The 16,282-nt window shown below is 62.1% G+C and carries 18 protein-coding genes and 1 tRNA gene; 7 read left to right on the top strand and 12 right to left on the bottom strand.

What is annotated here, in order from left to right; translation table 11 throughout:
- The first annotated feature begins 5 nt into the window (after positions 1 to 5).
- The 4 genes from DXY04_RS06765 to DXY04_RS06750 are packed head-to-tail and all read left to right on the top strand — an operon-like array spanning position 6 to position 3,131.
- Positions 6 to 1,019, top strand: a complete 1,014-nt coding sequence (locus DXY04_RS06765; RefSeq protein WP_115161503.1) for an ATP-binding cassette domain-containing protein — start codon at positions 6 to 8, stop codon at positions 1,017 to 1,019.
- Positions 1,020 to 1,028: 9 nt separating this feature from the next.
- Positions 1,029 to 1,883, top strand: coding sequence for an ABC transporter permease (locus DXY04_RS06760; protein WP_115161502.1), 855 nt, complete (start codon positions 1,029 to 1,031; stop codon positions 1,881 to 1,883).
- A 4-nt stretch (positions 1,884 to 1,887) separates the two neighbouring features.
- Positions 1,888 to 2,436: a hypothetical protein gene (locus tag DXY04_RS06755; protein WP_115161501.1), complete on the top strand. Its 549-nt coding sequence runs from the start codon at positions 1,888 to 1,890 to the stop codon at positions 2,434 to 2,436.
- A gap of 5 nt (positions 2,437 to 2,441) precedes the next feature.
- Positions 2,442 to 3,131, top strand: coding sequence for an N-acetylmannosamine-6-phosphate 2-epimerase (locus DXY04_RS06750; RefSeq protein ID WP_115161500.1), 690 nt, complete (start codon positions 2,442 to 2,444; stop codon positions 3,129 to 3,131).
- Here DXY04_RS06750 and groL read toward each other — a convergent pair whose 3' ends face one another.
- Positions 3,132 to 4,811: a chaperonin GroEL gene (gene groL, locus DXY04_RS06745; protein WP_115161499.1), complete on the bottom strand. Its 1,680-nt coding sequence runs from the start codon at positions 4,809 to 4,811 to the stop codon at positions 3,132 to 3,134. It abuts the gene before it with no gap.
- Positions 4,812 to 4,942: 131 nt separating this feature from the next.
- On the opposite strand from groL, the gene DXY04_RS06740 reads away from it, so the two are divergent.
- Positions 4,943 to 5,119: a hypothetical protein gene (locus DXY04_RS06740; RefSeq protein ID WP_006850012.1), complete on the top strand. Its 177-nt coding sequence runs from the start codon at positions 4,943 to 4,945 to the stop codon at positions 5,117 to 5,119.
- Between the two features lie 9 nt (positions 5,120 to 5,128).
- Here the strand turns inward: DXY04_RS06740 and fabG are convergent, their stop codons facing one another.
- From fabG to DXY04_RS06725, 3 genes are read right to left on the bottom strand one after another with little or no spacing between them, the layout of a single operon-like run.
- Entirely contained in the window at positions 5,129 to 5,881 is a 753-nt protein-coding gene (gene fabG, locus DXY04_RS06735) for a 3-oxoacyl-[acyl-carrier-protein] reductase (protein WP_115161541.1), read from the bottom strand.
- Between the two features lie 47 nt (positions 5,882 to 5,928).
- Positions 5,929 to 6,984: a TrkA family potassium uptake protein gene (locus tag DXY04_RS06730; RefSeq protein ID WP_115161498.1), complete on the bottom strand. Its 1,056-nt coding sequence runs from the start codon at positions 6,982 to 6,984 to the stop codon at positions 5,929 to 5,931.
- An 11-nt stretch (positions 6,985 to 6,995) separates the two neighbouring features.
- Positions 6,996 to 7,829 (bottom strand): glycosyltransferase family 9 protein, encoded by an 834-nt coding sequence (locus tag DXY04_RS06725; protein ID WP_115161497.1) that lies wholly within the window; start codon positions 7,827 to 7,829, stop codon positions 6,996 to 6,998.
- Positions 7,830 to 7,901: 72 nt separating this feature from the next.
- Between DXY04_RS06725 and ispD the strand changes: the two genes are divergently transcribed.
- A complete protein-coding gene (ispD, locus tag DXY04_RS06720) occupies positions 7,902 to 8,582 on the top strand; it encodes a 2-C-methyl-D-erythritol 4-phosphate cytidylyltransferase (protein ID WP_115161538.1) in 681 nt (226 codons plus the stop codon).
- On the opposite strand, the gene DXY04_RS06715 is transcribed toward ispD, so the two are convergent.
- Together DXY04_RS06715 and DXY04_RS06710 are read right to left on the bottom strand one after the other, a co-directional pair.
- Positions 8,566 to 9,450, bottom strand: coding sequence for an LD-carboxypeptidase (locus DXY04_RS06715; RefSeq protein WP_115161540.1), 885 nt, complete (start codon positions 9,448 to 9,450; stop codon positions 8,566 to 8,568). The two genes, ispD and DXY04_RS06715, sit on opposite strands and share 17 nt — an antisense overlap.
- Positions 9,450 to 10,343 (bottom strand): 4-hydroxybenzoate polyprenyltransferase, encoded by an 894-nt coding sequence (locus DXY04_RS06710; protein WP_115161539.1) that lies wholly within the window; start codon positions 10,341 to 10,343, stop codon positions 9,450 to 9,452. The genes DXY04_RS06715 and DXY04_RS06710 overlap by 1 nt, the downstream gene beginning before the upstream one ends.
- Before the next feature lie 87 nt (positions 10,344 to 10,430).
- Between DXY04_RS06710 and DXY04_RS06705 the strand changes: the two genes are divergently transcribed.
- On the top strand, positions 10,431 to 12,068 hold the full coding sequence (locus tag DXY04_RS06705) for a Ppx/GppA phosphatase family protein (RefSeq protein WP_115161537.1): 1,638 nt from the start codon (positions 10,431 to 10,433) through the stop codon (positions 12,066 to 12,068).
- Here the strand turns inward: DXY04_RS06705 and DXY04_RS06700 are convergent.
- The 6 genes from DXY04_RS06700 to petC form a co-directional block, all read right to left on the bottom strand.
- Positions 12,052 to 12,828 (bottom strand): RodZ family helix-turn-helix domain-containing protein, encoded by a 777-nt coding sequence (locus DXY04_RS06700; RefSeq protein WP_115161496.1) that lies wholly within the window; start codon positions 12,826 to 12,828, stop codon positions 12,052 to 12,054. The genes DXY04_RS06705 and DXY04_RS06700 overlap by 17 nt on opposite strands.
- 90 nt (positions 12,829 to 12,918) lie before the next feature.
- A tRNA-Val gene (locus DXY04_RS06695) sits at positions 12,919 to 12,990 on the bottom strand.
- Positions 12,991 to 13,015: 25 nt separating this feature from the next.
- Positions 13,016 to 13,777, bottom strand: coding sequence for a precorrin-4 C(11)-methyltransferase (cobM, locus tag DXY04_RS06690; RefSeq protein WP_115010380.1), 762 nt, complete (start codon positions 13,775 to 13,777; stop codon positions 13,016 to 13,018).
- On the bottom strand, positions 13,774 to 14,652 hold the full coding sequence (gene lgt, locus DXY04_RS06685) for a prolipoprotein diacylglyceryl transferase (RefSeq protein ID WP_115161495.1): 879 nt from the start codon (positions 14,650 to 14,652) through the stop codon (positions 13,774 to 13,776). Before lgt ends, cobM begins: the two co-directional genes overlap by 4 nt.
- A gap of 5 nt (positions 14,653 to 14,657) precedes the next feature.
- Entirely contained in the window at positions 14,658 to 15,590 is a 933-nt protein-coding gene (petA, locus tag DXY04_RS06680) for a cytochrome f (RefSeq protein ID WP_115161494.1), read from the bottom strand.
- A 38-nt stretch (positions 15,591 to 15,628) separates the two neighbouring features.
- Positions 15,629 to 16,165 carry a cytochrome b6-f complex iron-sulfur subunit gene (gene petC, locus DXY04_RS06675; protein WP_006850760.1) on the bottom strand — a complete coding sequence of 179 codons (537 nt, stop codon included), beginning with the start codon at positions 16,163 to 16,165 and terminating at the stop codon, positions 15,629 to 15,631.
- Positions 16,166 to 16,282 lie beyond the last annotated feature (117 nt).

Below are 16,282 nucleotides of genomic sequence, written 5' to 3'. Positions count from 1 at the left end.
GCCTGATGGCGTTGATTGAACTGCGCAAGATCTCCAAGGCCTACGGCTCGGTACCGGCTCTGCGTGAGCTTGATCTCACCGTTCCTGAGGGATGCCTGTACGGGCTGCTTGGCCCGAACGGTGCCGGCAAAACAACGGCCATGCGCATTCTGGCCACCCTGCTCGCCCCCGACAGCGGCTCAGTGGTTGTTGGGGGTGTTGACGGTCTGGTGCAGCCACGAGAAGTGCGCCAGCTCATGGGTTATGTGGCCCAGGAGGTGGCCATCGACAAGATCCTGAGTGGCCGGGAACTGCTGCAATTGCAAGGCGATCTGTACCACCTGCCGCGGAACGATCGCGACAGCCGCATCGCCGATCTGATTGACCGCCTCGCGATGGGCGACTGGATAGACCGCCGCTGCGGCACCTATTCCGGCGGCATGAGGCGGCGTCTGGATCTAGCCGCCGGTCTGTTGCACCGCCCTCGGTTGCTCGTGCTCGATGAACCCACCGTGGGACTGGATATCGAGAGCCGCAGTGCCATCTGGCAGCTGCTGCGTCAGCTGGTTGATGAGGGCACCACTGTTCTGCTGAGCAGTCACTACCTCGAAGAGGTGGAGGCTCTGGCGGATCAGTTGGCGATCATCGACGCCGGCCGTGTGATTGCCGAAGGCAGCCCTGATCAGCTCAAACAACGGCTGGGGGGTGATCGCGTGACTCTGCGAATCCGAGAGTTCAGCAATGCCGATGAGGCGACCCAGGTGCGTGCCCTTCTCGAACCCTTGGATGGGGTGCGTCAGGTGGTGGTGAACCGCTCCCAAGGCTTTTCCCTCAACCTGGTGATTGAGGGAGGGGCCGTGATCGATCAGCTGCGTCAGACCCTCGAGGCTGCAGGTTTGCCTGTGTTTGCCCTGGCCCAGAGTCGTCCCAGCCTGGATGATGTCTACCTTCAGGCCACAGGACGCACCCTGATGGACGCTGAACTGGCCATCGCAGGCCAGCGCGACGTCAAACAGGAAAAGCGTCAATCCATGCGTTGAGTGCCAACGATGACTTCCCCAACAGCATCTGTTGCTCTCCAGCAGCAGCAATCCGGAGCCCTCGCCCAGCTCAGCCAGGAAACGTTGGCCCTCACCCGGCGCTTGTTTCTTCAGTTGATGCGTCGCCCTTCAACCTTGATCGCCGGGGTTCTGCAACCCCTGATCTGGTTGATTCTTTTCGGTGCACTGTTCGCCAATGCCCCCGAGGGGCTGTTGCCAGGGGGGATGAGCTATGGCCGTTTCCTTGGTGCCGGAGTGATTGTCTTCACAGCCTTCAGCGCTGCTTTGAATGCCGGCCTGCCGGTGATGTTTGATCGCGAATTCGGTTTCCTCAATCGGCTGCTGGTGGCACCGCTGCGAAGCCGTAGTTCCATCGTGTTGGCGTCGGTGATCTACATCACGGCGCTGAGCCTGTTGCAGAGTCTGGCGATCATGGGCACGGCAGCAGTGCTCGGTTACGGATGGCCCGGCATCAGTGGCTTGGCCCTGGTGCTGGTGACGCTGCTGCTTCTGGTTTTTGCTGTGACGGCCCTCAGCCTCGGACTGGCCTTCGCTTTGCCGGGGCACATCGAGTTGATCGCTGTGATTTTTGTGGCCAACTTGCCGTTGCTGTTTGCCAGCACGGCCTTGGCCCCGTTGTCATTCATGCCCAGCTGGCTGGGCTGGCTTGCGGCCTTGAATCCCCTTACCTTCGCGATAGAACCCATTCGAGCGGCTTACCAGGGTCCTCTTGACCTTTCGGCCGTTCTGCTGGAGGCCCCCTATGGGGATGTCACCGGCACCAGTTGCCTGCTGATCCTTCTGGTCCTCACCATTGGGCTGTTTCTTGCGATTCGCCCTCTGCTCAACCGCAAACTTTCCTGAATCCGTGCTCTCTTCTCCGTTCCAGCAGCCATCACCTCGACAGAACGCTCTGGCCCAACAGATCCAGGAGGCCCGAACCTCAGGTGATCAGGCCTTGCTCGCGGGTCTGATCAGTCAGTGGGTTCACCGTTACGGCTTTGACGGAGCAGCTGAGCTTGATCTGAGTTTGCCGGAACCTTCAGCTTCGAAGCATGGGTTCAGTTCCGTGCCGATGCCTGTTGCGGAGGAGGAGATTGCTCCTGAAGACGACGTTTTGGTTGAGAACAAGGTGGATGGTCAGGTCGAAATGGTTGCTGAGGACGAGGTGGTCGTTGAAGAAGAGCAGCAGATTGCGGCTGAAGGCGACGTGTTGATTGAGAGCGAGGTGATGCAAAACGAGGTGGTTGCTGAAGAAGAAACGATCGTCGAAGAGGACGAGAGTGCAGCTGAAGAAAAGCCGCTTCAACGCAGCTTTGCGGCGGCACCTGTGCCTGCCCCGCCGATCAGCACGCCCCGTTCGCTGCGGCGTTGGCTTCCCCGCCGGGAGGATGACGCTTTCCCCAAGGCGTCCTGAACAGCATGATTCCCAACCCTGAATCCCTGGATCAGGGCCTGATCGTTTCGGTGCAGGCCCCCCAGGGTTCGCCGATGCGCGATCCCGATGTGATCGCAGCCATGGCGGATGCAGCCCTGCGCAATGGTGCTGTGGGTGTGCGCTTGGAAAGCCCTGAACACATCGGTGCTGTGCGTCGGCGCTGTCCGGATGCCTTGATCATCGGCCTCTGGAAATGCACGTTCCCGGACAGCTCGGTGTACATCACCCCGGGCTGGAAAGAAATTCAGGCGGTGTGGTCTGCGGGGGCCGATGTGATCGCCATTGATGCCACAGCCAGACCGCGTCCTGCAGGGCAGGACCTGGCCGCGTTAATCCAGCGCAGCCGTGATGAGCTGAGAGCTCCGCTGATGGCTGATGTGGATTCGCTCGAGAACGGTCTGCGCGCAGCCGAGCTGGGCTGTGACTGGGTTGGGACCACGCTCTACGGCTACACAGAAGACACGGCACAGCAGTGCCCCCCTGCGTTTGATCTACTCCCCCAACTTCGCGCTGAACTTCCCAGCTCGGTTCGTCTGATCTGTGAGGGGGGGATTGCCTCTCCAGCGGATGCACGGTTGGCATTGCAGGCCGGAGCCGACACCGTTGTGGTGGGGACGGCGATCACCGGAGTGGACCTCCAGGTGATCGCCTATCGCCAGGGAATGATCAGCTGATCACATCATCCCGGGCATGCCCATCCCGCCCATTCCGGGCATGCCCATGCCACCCATTCCGCCCATGCCACCCATGGGGTCTCCGTCGCCGGCGGGAGCTGGTGCAGGGGGTTCCGGCTTGTCGGCAATCACAACTTCGGTGGTGATCAGGAGAGAAGCGATCGAAATCGAATCCTGCACGGCTAAGCGCACCACCTTGGCGGCATCAACGATGCCAGCAACCATCAGGTCTTCGTATGCACCACTGAGGGCATTGAATCCCTGGCCGCTGCTGCGCATGCCCGCGATCACAACGTCACCGTTCTGACCGGCATTGGTGGCGATCTGATGAATCGGCGCCGTCAGTGCCCGTTGCACGATCTCAACGCCGGTGCGCTGGTCGCCGTTAAGGGATGAAGCCAGGGCGTCCAGGCTGTCGGAGAGTTGCAGCAATGTGCTGCCGCCTCCGGCAACGATGCCCTCCTCGACGGCGGCACGGGTGGCATTCAGGGCATCCTCGATCCGCAGTTTGCGGTTCTTCAGTTCCGTTTCCGTCGGTGCACCGACCTTGATCACAGCCACGCCGCCGGCCAGCTTGGCGATTCGCTCCTGGAGCTTTTCGCGGTCGTATTCGGATTCGGTGGCCTCCAGTTCACGTCGGATCGCGCCGACGCGCTCGCTCACCGCCTGGCGATGGTCGTCGGTGGCGACGATCGTGGTGCTCTCCTTGCTGATGGTGACGCGGCGCGCCTTGCCGAGATCCTCAAGGGTCACTTTGTCGAGGGTCATTGCCTTGTCTTCGCTGATCAGCGTCCCGCCCGTGAGGATGGCGATATCGGCGAGGGCTGCCTTGCGGCGTTCGCCAAAGGAGGGTGCCCGAACAGCTGCCACCTGCAGAACCCCACGGCTCTTGTTCATCACCAGGGTGGCGAGGGCTTCGCCTTCCACTTCCTCAGAGAGGATCAGCAGGGGAGAACCGCTCTTCTGAACGGTTTCCAGCACGGGGACCAGATCCGTGATCGTGCTGATCTTGCGATCCGTCAGCAGGATCAGGGGGTTTTCAAATTCACAGACCTGACGGTCGGCATCCGTCACGAAGTAGGGGGAGCTGTAGCCCCGGTCGAAGGCCATGCCCTCGGTGATTTCCAGTTCCGTTGCCAGAGACTTCGATTCCTCAACCGTGATCACCCCATCGGTGCTCACCTTGTCCATCGCCTCCGCGATCATCCGACCGACTTCGTCGTCACCCCCGGAGCTCACCGTGGCCACCTGACGAATGGCATCGCCGGCGACGGGTTGGCTCCGCTCGCCCAGTCCCGCCACGATCTGTGCTGCGGCTTTCTCGATGCCACGGCGAAGTTCCACGGGGCTTGCTCCCGCAGCGGTGTTGCGCAGACCTTCCTTCACCATGGCCTGAGCCAAGATGGTTGCGGTCGTGGTGCCATCACCGGCCTTGTCCTTGGTCTTCGAGGACACCTGCTGCATCAGCTTGGCGCCAAGGTTTTCGAACGGGTCGTCCAGTTCGATTTCACGTGCGATTGAGTCGCCGTCATTGACAATGTCGGGTGCGCCGAATTTCTGCTCGAGCACAACGTTGCGACCGCGGGGGCCGATCGTGACGCGCACTGCATTGGCGAGTGCGTCAACACCCCGCTCGAGGGCGCTGCGGGATTCGTCAGAGAAGGAAAGGAGTTTGGCCATAGTCGCGGGCACGCCGTTGGTCACTGTCCCACAGCGATGTGGCCCTCGTGGAGAGGCGTTGTGGTGGGGAAAGCCGAATGGTTAGGGGCTGCCGGGATGCCGCTCTCAAATGAACTGATTAGGGTCCGGTCATGGGTGAATCCGGAGCGCTCTTTTTTGTTCTGATGGCGGGGCTGGCCGGTTCGATGGCCCTGGTTTACGTGCCCCTGCGCATCTTTCTCACCGCCACTGCCCGCAGCCGTCGGTTACGCCTGCTTCAGCGCATCCGCCGCCTGCGTGATGAGTTGGCCCAACCCCTTGATTCCTGATCCTGAGGGTCAGGCCATCACCATGCCGCCATCCACCTGCAGCACCTGGCCTGTGATGTAGGCCGCGGCTGGGTCGGCGGCAAGGAAGCGCACGGCACCGGCCACCTGCTCCTGGGTGCCAAAGGTTCCCACGGGGATGTCTTTGAGGATGGCCTCCGCATCGAGGTCCTTGGTCATGTCTGTGGCAATGAAACCCGGAGCCACAGCGTTCACGGTGATGCCACGGCTGGCGAGCTCTTTGGCGGTGCTGCGGGTGAGACCGATGACGCCCGCTTTGGCGGCGGCGTAGTTGGCCTGTCCTGCGTTGCCCATCAGCCCCACAACGGAGGTGATGTTGATGATCCGACCGCTCTTCTGTTTGAGCATCGGGCGTGCCACGGCTCGCGTGCAGAGGAACACACCACTGAGGTTGAGGTCGATCACCGATTGCCAATCGTCGGTTTTCATCCGCATCAGCAGGCCGTCCCGCGTGATGCCGGCGTTGTTCACCAACACATCCAAACGGCCGCTGCGCTCGAGCACCGTCTTGATCAGGCCATCCACCTCGGCCTCAACCGACACGTTGGCTTGCAGGGCATAGGCCTTGCCCCCAGCTGTGGTGATGGCAGCGACAACTTCATCGGCGGCGGCGGCGGAACTGGAGTAGTTCACAACCACCTCTGCACCGGCTTCGCCCAGGGCCAGGGCGATGGCCCGGCCGATGCCGCGACCTCCTCCCGTCACCAGGGCGGTCTGTCCGGCAAGAGAAGCGCTGGGAGACATGGAGGCACCGTTGATCGGAGGATCGTACGGAGCCGTCGTCATCCAACTCAACCCGGCATGGTTTCAATCGTGTCGACGGCCTCCCCAAGCAACGACTGAAAGGTGGCGAGCTGGGTTTTGCTTCCCAGCACGATCAGGAGTTGCCCCGGTGCCATATGGGTGTCGCCGCCTGGATTGGCGATCAGCTTTCCGTTCTCCCGGATCGCCAGCACCATGGCCCCGCTGCGACGGCCCAGCTCCAGCTCCGCCAGGCTCCGCCCGCGGATCTCCATCAGGTGCAGAGGGTCGTGACTCAGCTGGAATTCCTCGATTTCATAGTCGGAGCCCGCCAACAGCTCCATGAAGTTGAGCGCCAGCGGTCGCAGCGCCGAAGCGGCCATCACCCGACCACCAGCCACATAGGGACTGACGACCACAGTGGCGCCCGCCAGCCGCAGCTTTGAGGCGGCTTCATCGCTGTTGGCGCGGGCAATCAAGCGGCAATCCGGTCGTAGGTCCTTGGCGCTGAGGATCACGTACAGATTGGAGGCATCGCTGGGTAGGGCTGCCACGAGGCTGCAGCAGCGTTCCAGACCTGCGTCCAGCAGGGTTTCATCGAGGGTTGCATCGGCTTGAAGCACCCAGAGGCCATTCTCGTCTGCCACGGCCTTTCGTTCTGGATCGGTTTCGATCACCACGAGGGGCACCGCGTCCCGTTGCAGTTGGGCTGCAATCTCCTGTCCGATCCGGCCGTAGCCGCAAAGAATCACGTGGTCGTGAAGGCCTTCCAGCATGCGGAGAAAGCGGAACTCCCGCAGTCTGCGGAAATATCCCGACTCCTTCAGCCCGAGAACGCGTTGGATGGCCAGTTGCACAACCACCAAGCCACCCACCACGATCAAGACGGTGACCAGGCGGCCTGGAGGTGAAAGCGGGGCGACTTCTCCAAAACCGATGGTGCTGATGGTGATCAGCACCATCCAGAGGCAATCGCCCCAGTCCCATCCCTCCGTGATCCGATAACCGAGGGCACCAGCGAAGATCACAGCACTGAGGGCACTGATGGGCCCCCGCCATGGAGCCGTGATCAGCTTCAGCTGTCCTCTGGCTCGGCGCCGCCTCATCGGACGTCTCCTCAGAAACCGAGGGCCGTCAGCACATCACTGCTCTGCAGCGTGGCGAGCTCCTGTGGGCGGCTGAGGCAGCGGATCTCCTGGCGCTCAGGAAGGTCTGCGGCCTCGGCTCCGAGGGCAACCAGGGGGGTCCCGCAATAGGTCGCCAGGCGCTGGGACACCGGGCAGCTGCTGAGCACGACATCGGCATTGGCCACCAAGGCCGCCCGTTTGGGCAGGCTGAGCTCGGCTGGCAGCACCATGCTGCGCAGCGCCGGCAGGCGGCTTTTGATCGTCTCAGGCAGCTGGTGCCATTCCGCTGCAGGCCAGTCATTCCACTGACCGGATGGCGACAGCAGCAGCAGGGGGCCGTCACCGCTGGGCAGTGCTTCACGGGCTTCCTCAAGCGCCTCTGCCGCCAGGGGCAGGCGGAACTGATCGGCCTTGAGATCAAGGCCCAGGGCTTGAAGAAAGGGGTTGAGACGCTGCGCCGTCCAGCCGGGACCGACGCTGACCTGGTCGGTGCAGGCAAATCCCTCAACCGCCAACCGTTTGGGGATATGGCTCATCGACAGCATCAGGTTCACCTGCTGCCCTTCAGCGAAGTTGATGCAGATCTGAAAGTCGGGTTCGCGCACACAACCGAGCAGGTTGGCCCAGTCCGCAAGGGTGGGGTTGGCCTCGAAGCTGAACGGCAACAGCTTGTCCAGGCACGGCAGAAGCTTCCATGGAGCTGCCTGCTGGGGGTCACAGGCCACCTGCAGGCTGGCGTTGAGCTTCTGGCAGATGTCGGCCAGAGCCGGTAGACGGTCCAGCTGGTCTTCGAGCGAACCCGGGCTCAGGGCAAGAACTCGCATGCAGCGCCGCCATCCATGGTGCGAGCTGATTGTATGGAGGTCGTTTACGCCTGTCTGGGGCAGGAGTCGATTGTGCATCTGTTGATTGCTGCGGCGGGAAGCGGTCGGCGCATGGGTGCGGATCGCAACAAGCTGCTGCTGCCGTTGGCCGGACGCCCCGTCATTGCCTGGACCCTGGAGGCGGCCCTGCGTTCCAAGCGGATCGAATGGATCGGGATCGTCGGCCAGGAGGTCGATCGAGAGGCCATCCTTGCGGTGCTGGATGCACCCAGCAAGCCGGTGCACTGGATCCAGGGCGGCAGCACGCGGCAGGAGTCGGTGCTTTGTGGTCTGGCGGGGTTGCCGGAGCAGGCTCGGCACGTCTTGATTCATGACGGCGCACGCTGTTTGGCTGAACCGGAGTTGTTTGATCGCTGTTCAGCTGTGGTGGAGGCCGGCACGGCGCTGATTGCTGCAACCCCGGTGAGCGACACGATCAAGCGCGTGGGATCTGATGGTGTGATTCGCGATACGCCTGATCGATCGGAGCTTTGGGCTGCGCAGACGCCGCAGGGCTTTGCCGTTGATCAGCTGCGTCGCGGCCACGCTGAGGCGGTTGCCCAGGGCTGGACGGTCACCGACGATGCGTCGTTGTATGAGCGTCTGGGGTGGCCTGTGCAGGTCTTGGATGCCGGCCCCGCCAACATCAAGGTCACCACACCGTTTGACCTCACCGTGGCGGAGGCCGTGCTCGCCCTCAGGTCAGCAGGCTGAGCCGGCCGTTTTTGCCGTCCAGGCGTGCCATCGCCCCCATGGGCAGGGCTGCGTTTCCGGATCGGTGACCAACGGGCAGGTCCATCACTCTGGGAATGCCGAGATCGGCCGTGCGTTCCTCAAGAACCTGCTCAAGGTTGAAGCTTTCGGAGGCGTCTCTGGTTTCATCGGCGCACCCTTCGAAATTCCCAAATGCCAGACCCGTCAGGCCCTGCAAGCTGCCATTCAGCCTCCACTGGGTCAGCATCCGATCAATGCGGTAAGGCGCTTCACCTACGTCCTCCAGCACCAGAACGGCTCCCTTGAGGGGGGGCACGAAACGGCTTCCCAACAGGTGGGTGGCCACGGTCAGATTGGCCACGAGCAGGGGACCGCTTCCAACCCCGCCGCCGCCACCCCGACCTTGCAGGTCAGGAACGGTGTTGCCGAAGAGCAGGTTGCGCAAGCGGTCACGGCTCCATGGCGGCTCCTCCGCAAGTGTTGTGAGCAAGGGGCCATGGATGCCCCCCGCAAACCCTGCTGCCTGGCGGGCCCAGAGCAGAGCTGTCACGTCGGAAAAGCCCAACAGCCAGCCGCTCTGCCAGCGGATGGGCTGCTCCAGCAGCCGAGCAGCCCCCCATCCACCGCGGGCACAGGCGAGCAGCGCTGCCGGTTCTGCCGGATGCAGATCGGCATGGCGCGTGTCATCGCGCCCTGCGAAGTAGCCCCAACGTCGGCTGGCCAAGGTCTGGGGTTGAACATCGAGGCCCCAGCTCTGCAGGACCGCAATGCCCTCCTGCAGCTTGATGTCGTCCTGCAGGGCTGAACTGGCGGCCACACAGGTCACACGGTCTCCAGTGCGGAGCGGAGGAGCCGGGGTGATGCGCATCAGGCTCCCCATCCCCTGGCCAGAACCAGGCCGAGCCAGAGCAGCGTCCCTGCCTGCACCTGCTGGGCAAAGTGCTTCCCATAGGTGCCCATGGAGGCATCCTGTTTGTTCAAGGGGTTGCAGCTGAGCTGCATGAAGACGGCGGCAAGCAACCAGAGAGGCCAGAACGGTGCTGGGATCTGAGCCGACCATGCCGCTATGGCAAGGGTGATGGCTGTCACGAGGTAGCAGCCCCGAACCACAGGAACCACGCGGGATCCGAGGCTCAGGGCGCTGCTGCGCAGGCCGAGGCTGGCATCGTCACGTCGGTCGGCCATGGCATAGACCGTGTCGAAGCCGAAGGTCCAGACCACGGTTGCCAGCCAACTGCACACCAGGGCAGGACTCCCGCTCAAAGAGGCCGTTGCTGCGGCCCAGGGGATCAGCACCGCGAAGCCCCAGCACAGCGCCAATACCGCCTGGGGGAAGGCGAACCACCGCTTTGCCGATGGATAGCTGAGGATCGGCAGCACGGCCGTGCAGGCCAAGGCGAGACAGAGCCCGAGGCTCGCGGCTGGCAGACTCAGCACAACAGCCAGGCTGAGGCCCAGCAAGATCAGCAGCAGAGCGAAGGCTGGCCCTCGCTGCAGCGCACCTCTGGCCAGAGGCCGATGTTGGGTGCGTTCCACCTGGCCGTCGAAGCCGTGGTCCCACAGGTCATTGGCGATGCAGCCTGCTCCGCTCACCGCCAGGCCCCCCAGCAGGATCTGCAGGATCAGCACAACACTGGGGGGAGCGCTTGGATTCAGCCAGAGGGCCCAGCCTGCTGGGATCAGCAGAATCAGCCGGCCGGTGGGTTTGTTCCAGCGGAGCAGTTCGATCCAGGGCTGAAGACGGGCAGAGCTGCTGATCACAATCAACGGGATTTGAAGAACCCTAGTCAGGGCCCGATGGCCTCGGCCGTCAGTGTCAGAGTGGATTTCATTGCCGCTCTGACGTTGATGCTGGATGCCAAGGCCCCAGCCCAGCCAACGGAACAGAACAACGGCGCGTCGCAGGCAGTGAACGCTGATCAGCGTCGGATCGCCGCCATCGATATCGGGACCAATTCCTTTCATCTTCTGGTGGCAGCCGTTGATCCGAAGCTGCGCACGTTTCGGATCATCCAGGCCGAAAAGGCCACCACGCGTCTGGGGGAGCGTGATCCCGAGACCGGTGAGCTGACCGCGGCGGCGATGCAACGGGGGCTGGAAACCCTTCGCCAGTTCAGAGATCTCGCCGCCAGTCACCGGGTTGAGCAGATCGTCACAGCGGCGACGAGTGCCGTTCGAGAAGCACCCAATGGTCGCGATTTCCTCCAGACCATCCTCGACGATCTGGGGATGGAGGTGGATTTGGTCAGCGGCCCCGAGGAGGCACGGTTGATCTATCTGGGCGTCCTCTCAGGAATGCCGTTTGGAGACCGTCCTCATCTTCTGCTCGATATCGGCGGTGGCTCTACGGAACTGATCCTTGCCGATGGTCGTGATGCCCGCGCCCTGACCAGCACCCGTGTGGGGGCTGTGCGACTCCAGCGGGACTTTGTTCGGGATGATCCGATGCCCCCTCAACGGCGGTCATTCCTGCAGGCCTTCATTCAGGGGTCGCTTGAACCTGCGGTCGACAAAGTGCGTCGCAGGATCAAACCAGGTGAAACTCCTGTTTTGGTAGCCACCAGCGGCACGGCGATGGCGATTGGCTCCCTTGCGGCGAGTGAAGAGGAGCGCCCACCCCGCAAATTGCATGGGTACCGCGTCACCCGGCAGAGCCTGAATCAGGTGGTTGATCGTTTGATCACGATGACCCCTGCGCAGCGACGGGAGTTGGCTCCCATCAACGATCGTCGGGCCGAAATCATCGTTCCCGGTGCGCTGATCCTGCAAACCACCATGAAGATGCTGGGTGTGGAGGAGTTCGTGCTCAGTGAGCGGGCGCTCAGGGAAGGTTTGATCGTTGATTGGATGCTTCGCCAGGGTCTTCTGGAAGACCGCTTCAGCTTTCAGAGCAGCATTCGGCAGCGCACTGTGCTCCATCAGGTGCAGCGCTTTGCGGTGAACCAGATCAGGGCTGAACGGGTTGCCAGCCATGCCCTAAGCCTCTACGACGCCACGCAAGGCGTGATGCATGACGACAGTGGCGAAGGGCGTGAACTGCTTTGGGCTGCCGCGATGCTCCATACCTGTGGCCAGCACATCAACATCAGCGCTTACCACAAGCACACCTGGTACTTGATTCGTCATGGTGAGCTGCTGGGCTATTCCGAGGCGGAGCATTTGATGGTGGCGGCCATTGCCCGCTATCACCGCCGCAGCCTGCCGAAGAAACGCCATGAGTCCTGGCAGCTTGTGGCCACCCGAGACAACCGTCGCTGTGTTCATCAGATGGCCCTGCTGCTGCGCTTGGCCGCGGCTCTGGATCGCAGGCCTGAGCCGGTGATCTCAGCACTCCGCATTCATGCGGTGAAGGGAAGTCTGGATCTGGAGATCGTCCCTGAGCGGGTCAACCAGAACGTCAGCCTTGAACAGTGGAGCTTGGAGGGCTGCGCTGAGGTGGTGAAGGAGGCGGTTGGCGTGAATCTGCGCGTCAGGGTGCAGGGCTGAGCGGGATCCAGCGGATGTCATCCACAGCGCCAAGGGTGCGTGTCTCGGCGTCGGGAGAACTGAGCTGCACCAGATCAGGCCGGCCGGCGTAGATCTCCACCAGGTCGGGATTGTCAATCCTGCGCTCACCGTTCAGTAGCCCTTCGAATTCCACAACTCCCTCACGCCGTAGGGCGATCCAGCTGGGTTCGCTGCTGCTGATCGTGAGGCCCAGGTCGGCCGTTGGTGGCGCTGGAACGATGAGGGCATCGCGCTCATCGGCAACGTTGGTCACCTCCAGATCGGTTTCGCTTGGCTCCAGGGTTGGATTGGCAGGCTTCAACCCCTGGGCGAAGCGCGTCAACTCGGAGGCGTTGCTCCACACAACAAAGCCAAGGCCAGCAAGCCCGGCGAGGGCCACGAGGAGAAGTGGATTGAATGTTCTCCGGTTCTGAGGAGCGATGCCCCGCGTTGTTGCCCCGGGAGTCGCCCGTTTGGGCGGTCTGGTGGTGAGGGGGCCGAGGGTTTGAACCATGGCATCAGCATCCAAACCCAGATGCGAACTGATCCGGCGCACCATGGCCTTGATGAACACGGGTTCAGGCAGTTCGGTTTGATCGCCCCGTTCCAGTGCTGCCAGATGCTCCTCTCCCATGTGCAGCTGGCCGGCGAGTTGGTTCTGGCTCAGGTCCGCAGCATCCCGCGCTTCGGCCAACTGTCGCCCTGCTTCAACCAGGCCCGTGGCTTTGCCCTGGTCGTCCGCAAGACTCCGCTCGTTCATCAATGGGGCAAGCGACCTCGTTCAAAACTGAACTTAGGTCGATCCAACAGTGCAGTAAGCAACTAAGGGATTAAATCCCACCAAAAAATATGGGCGATACTGGATTCGAACCAGTGACCCCTTCCGTGTGAAGGAAGTGCGCTACCACTGTGCTAATCGCCCGCACAAATCGATCTTAAACCACCGCCTATTGGGGTTTCGGACGGAACAGGTGGTCGTGGTCAGGCGAGTAAAGCCGTGAGCGCTGGGGACCACCGGCAAGGGCCGGACTCACCACATAAAGCGTTGTGCGAATCAGATTGCGTTCCCGACTCACCGCAGCCATCTCCCTGAGAGGGACAACGGTGAGCATCTGATCAGGCCAGCTCACCCGATGTCCGATGGCCACGGGCGTATCGGCGGGGTAGTGCTCCAGAAGGGTGGTTTGCACCTCTTCAACGTGTCGTGCACTCAGATAGATGCAAAGGCTGGCGCGCAGGGCGGCCAGCCGATCCAGCTGTTCCCGTTCTGGCACGCCGGTGCGACCCCCAGCGCGACTGAGAACAATGGTTTGCACCACGCCTGGGAGGGTGAGTTCGCTGGCGAGTCCGGCGGCTGCCGCTTGGTAGGCGCTGATCCCGGGAATCACTTCCACAGGGATGTCGGCGTCGCTTAGGGCGCAGATCTGTTCATTGATGGCGCTGTAGAGCGCCGTGTCTCCATCGTGGAGCCGTACCACCCGTTTGCCCTGGCGCTGCCGGTCGATGAGCAGCGGGATCAGCTCTTCTAGCGTGGTCGTGCTGGTGCGGATGCGTTCGCAATCCGCTGGTGCCAGATCAGCGATGGCTGGACAGACCAGGGAATCCGTCCAGATCAGCACGTCGGCTTTGTTCAGACGGTCAGCCGCGCGAAGAGTGAGCAGGTCTGGAGCACCGGGGCCTGCGCCGACGAAACTGACAACGTGACTCAACTGCGTTGGCCTGATGGATCAGGCAGGGGTCGCTTCCGTTGATATAGCCACCAAAGCCCCAGGATGCCGAGTGCGACCAGGGTGCAACTCATCAATTGGGCGATCCGGATTCCCCCGTCGCAAGCCGGTGGAAGCGAACCGATGCAGAGAGGATCAATGCGCAGACCTTCGATCCAGACACGGCCAAGGCTGTAGCCCACCAAATACACACAACTCATGGCGCCCGATGGGAGCATCCCAGGAGCTTTGAGTCCGCGGCGAAAGAGCACCATCAACAGTCCGAAGAGCAACAGGTTCCAGATCGATTCGTAGAGGAACGTCGGGTGGAAAAATTCCGACGTGCTGTACATCACAGGGCGGCTCTGCGCCGGGATGAACAGCTTCCACGGCAGGTCAGTTGGAACCCCGAAGGCCTCGGAATTGAAGAAATTCCCCCAGCGCCCGATGGCCTGCCCCAAGGCCACGGAAGGAACCAGAACATCCAGCACATCCCAGAAGGGTTGCCGGCGCCAGCGGCAGAACAGGATCAGCGTGAGTGTTCCCGCCAGCAGAGCACCGTGAATGGCAATCCCTCCTTCCCAGATGGCCAGGGCCTTGAGCGGGTGGGAGGCGTAGTTGTGCCATTCGAAGGCCACGTAGTAAATCCGTGCTCCGACGACGGCAAACAGCACTAGCAACGGCAGCAGGTCGCTGATCAGGCCGTTTTCCAGCTGTCGCAGCTTGGCCAGGCGGCTAGAGAGGCTCAGCCCAATCAATACTGCTGTTGCAATCAGCAGCCCGTACCAACGCAGGGGAAGGAACCAGTTTTCGGTATGAGGCAAAAATTCCCCTGGCGACTGGAAGGTCGCCAGGGGAAACAGGGCTTCAACAGCCATAGCGATCAGACGCCCTCAGCTGCCTGAACCTTTTCGATCTGCCTCTTCTTCAGCACCAGCATGATCTGAGCCAGAGCCACAGCCGCGAAGAAGGCGAGCAAGCCATAGATCCGAACGGGGTTCTGAAGAACAATCTCTGCGTCCACCTGGCCGAAGCCGCCCACGTTGGGGTCGTTGGTCAGGGCAGCACCGGCTTCGATGCTGTCGCCAACGCTGACCAGAACCTCAGGACCTACAGGAATGGTCTCGCTCACGCTGCTGCCGTCAGCAGCCTTGATGCTTACCACGCTGGCGCCGTTGTCGCCGGGTTCGATGGAGGCGATGGTGCCGCTGGCAGGAGAGGTATACACGGTGTTGTTGCTCTTCTCACCGGTGGGATACACCTGGCCACGGCCGCGATTGCCACCCACGTGGATCTGGTATTTGCCGAAATGGATGTTGCTATCGGTGGCGGGATCAGGAGAGAGAACAGGGAAGACGATCTCTTGGTGTTCGTCACCAGGAATCGGTCCCACCAGCAGGATGTTGGGCTGCTCGTCGCTGTACTGGGTGAAGTAGACCCCTTCGGTTTCTTCCTTGATCTCGTCGGTCCAGCGGTCCTGAGGAGCCAGGGTGAAGCCGTCAGGAAGCATCACAACAGCGCCCACCTGCAGGCCCACATCGCTGCCGTCAGCACCGATCTCCTGCAGGCCCTTTTCATAAGGAACCTTGACGCTGGCGGTGAAGACGCTGTCGGGCAGGACTGATTGGGGAACTTCAGCCTGGGTCAGCTTTTTGGCCAGGTGGCAGTTGGCACAAACAATCTTGCCGGTGGCTTCCCTGGGGCTGTCGTAGTTCTGTTGGGCCCAGAAGGGATATGCCCAGCTGGCAGCGGGGGCAATCAGCAGAGCCAGTCCGATGACCAGCGATCCAAGGAAAAGCGAGAGGTGACGACGCATGGGACGGTGAGGGGATGCAGGCGTTGGGAAGGGAAAAATCAGGCCCACCAGGGCTTATCGCCGGTTCGGAAGTCGGTCTCGGTCCACTGGCTCACGAACACGTTGTCGTTCTCCACGCTGACGTTCGCCAGGGCCAGGGAGAGAGGGGCAGGGCCACGGACCACTTTGCCGGTGGCGTCGTACTGACTGCCATGACAGGGGCACATGAACTTGTTGGCACCGCTGTTCCAGGGAACAACGCAACCGAGGTGGGTGCAGATGGCGTTGATGCCGTAGCTGCCGATGGCGTCTTCGCCTTCAACGATCAGATAGGTGGGATCGCCTTTGAGGCCCTGTACAAGGCTGCGATCGCCCTCGGGGTGGCTGGAGAGCCAGCCGCTGGCTGTGATCGGGTTGCCCAGCTCATCCTTGGCGCTGGTGCCGCCGCCACTGCCTGCGGCCTTGGGGGGGATGAAGTAGTTCGCCACCGGGTAGAGGGCTCCCAGGGCCACACCGGTGACAGAGCCGAACGTCAGCAGATTCATGAACTGCCGACGACCCATTCCGGGCACATCGCTCGAGGAGAGTTGGGTCATGGCGGACGTTCATCCAGCTCAGAATGGCGTCCATTATGGATGCTTAAGTGCCTGTCAAGCTTTGCAACGACAGGCGTCTACCTGCCCCTGCCGCTTCATCTTCTGTGCTTGAAATCG

This window comes from Synechococcus sp. UW86 (genome assembly GCF_900474085.1).
GTDB lineage: Bacteria > Cyanobacteriota > Cyanobacteriia > PCC-6307 > Cyanobiaceae > Parasynechococcus.
The sequence above is the reverse complement of the archived record's forward strand: the minus strand, read 5'-3'. Positions and strand labels throughout refer to the sequence as shown.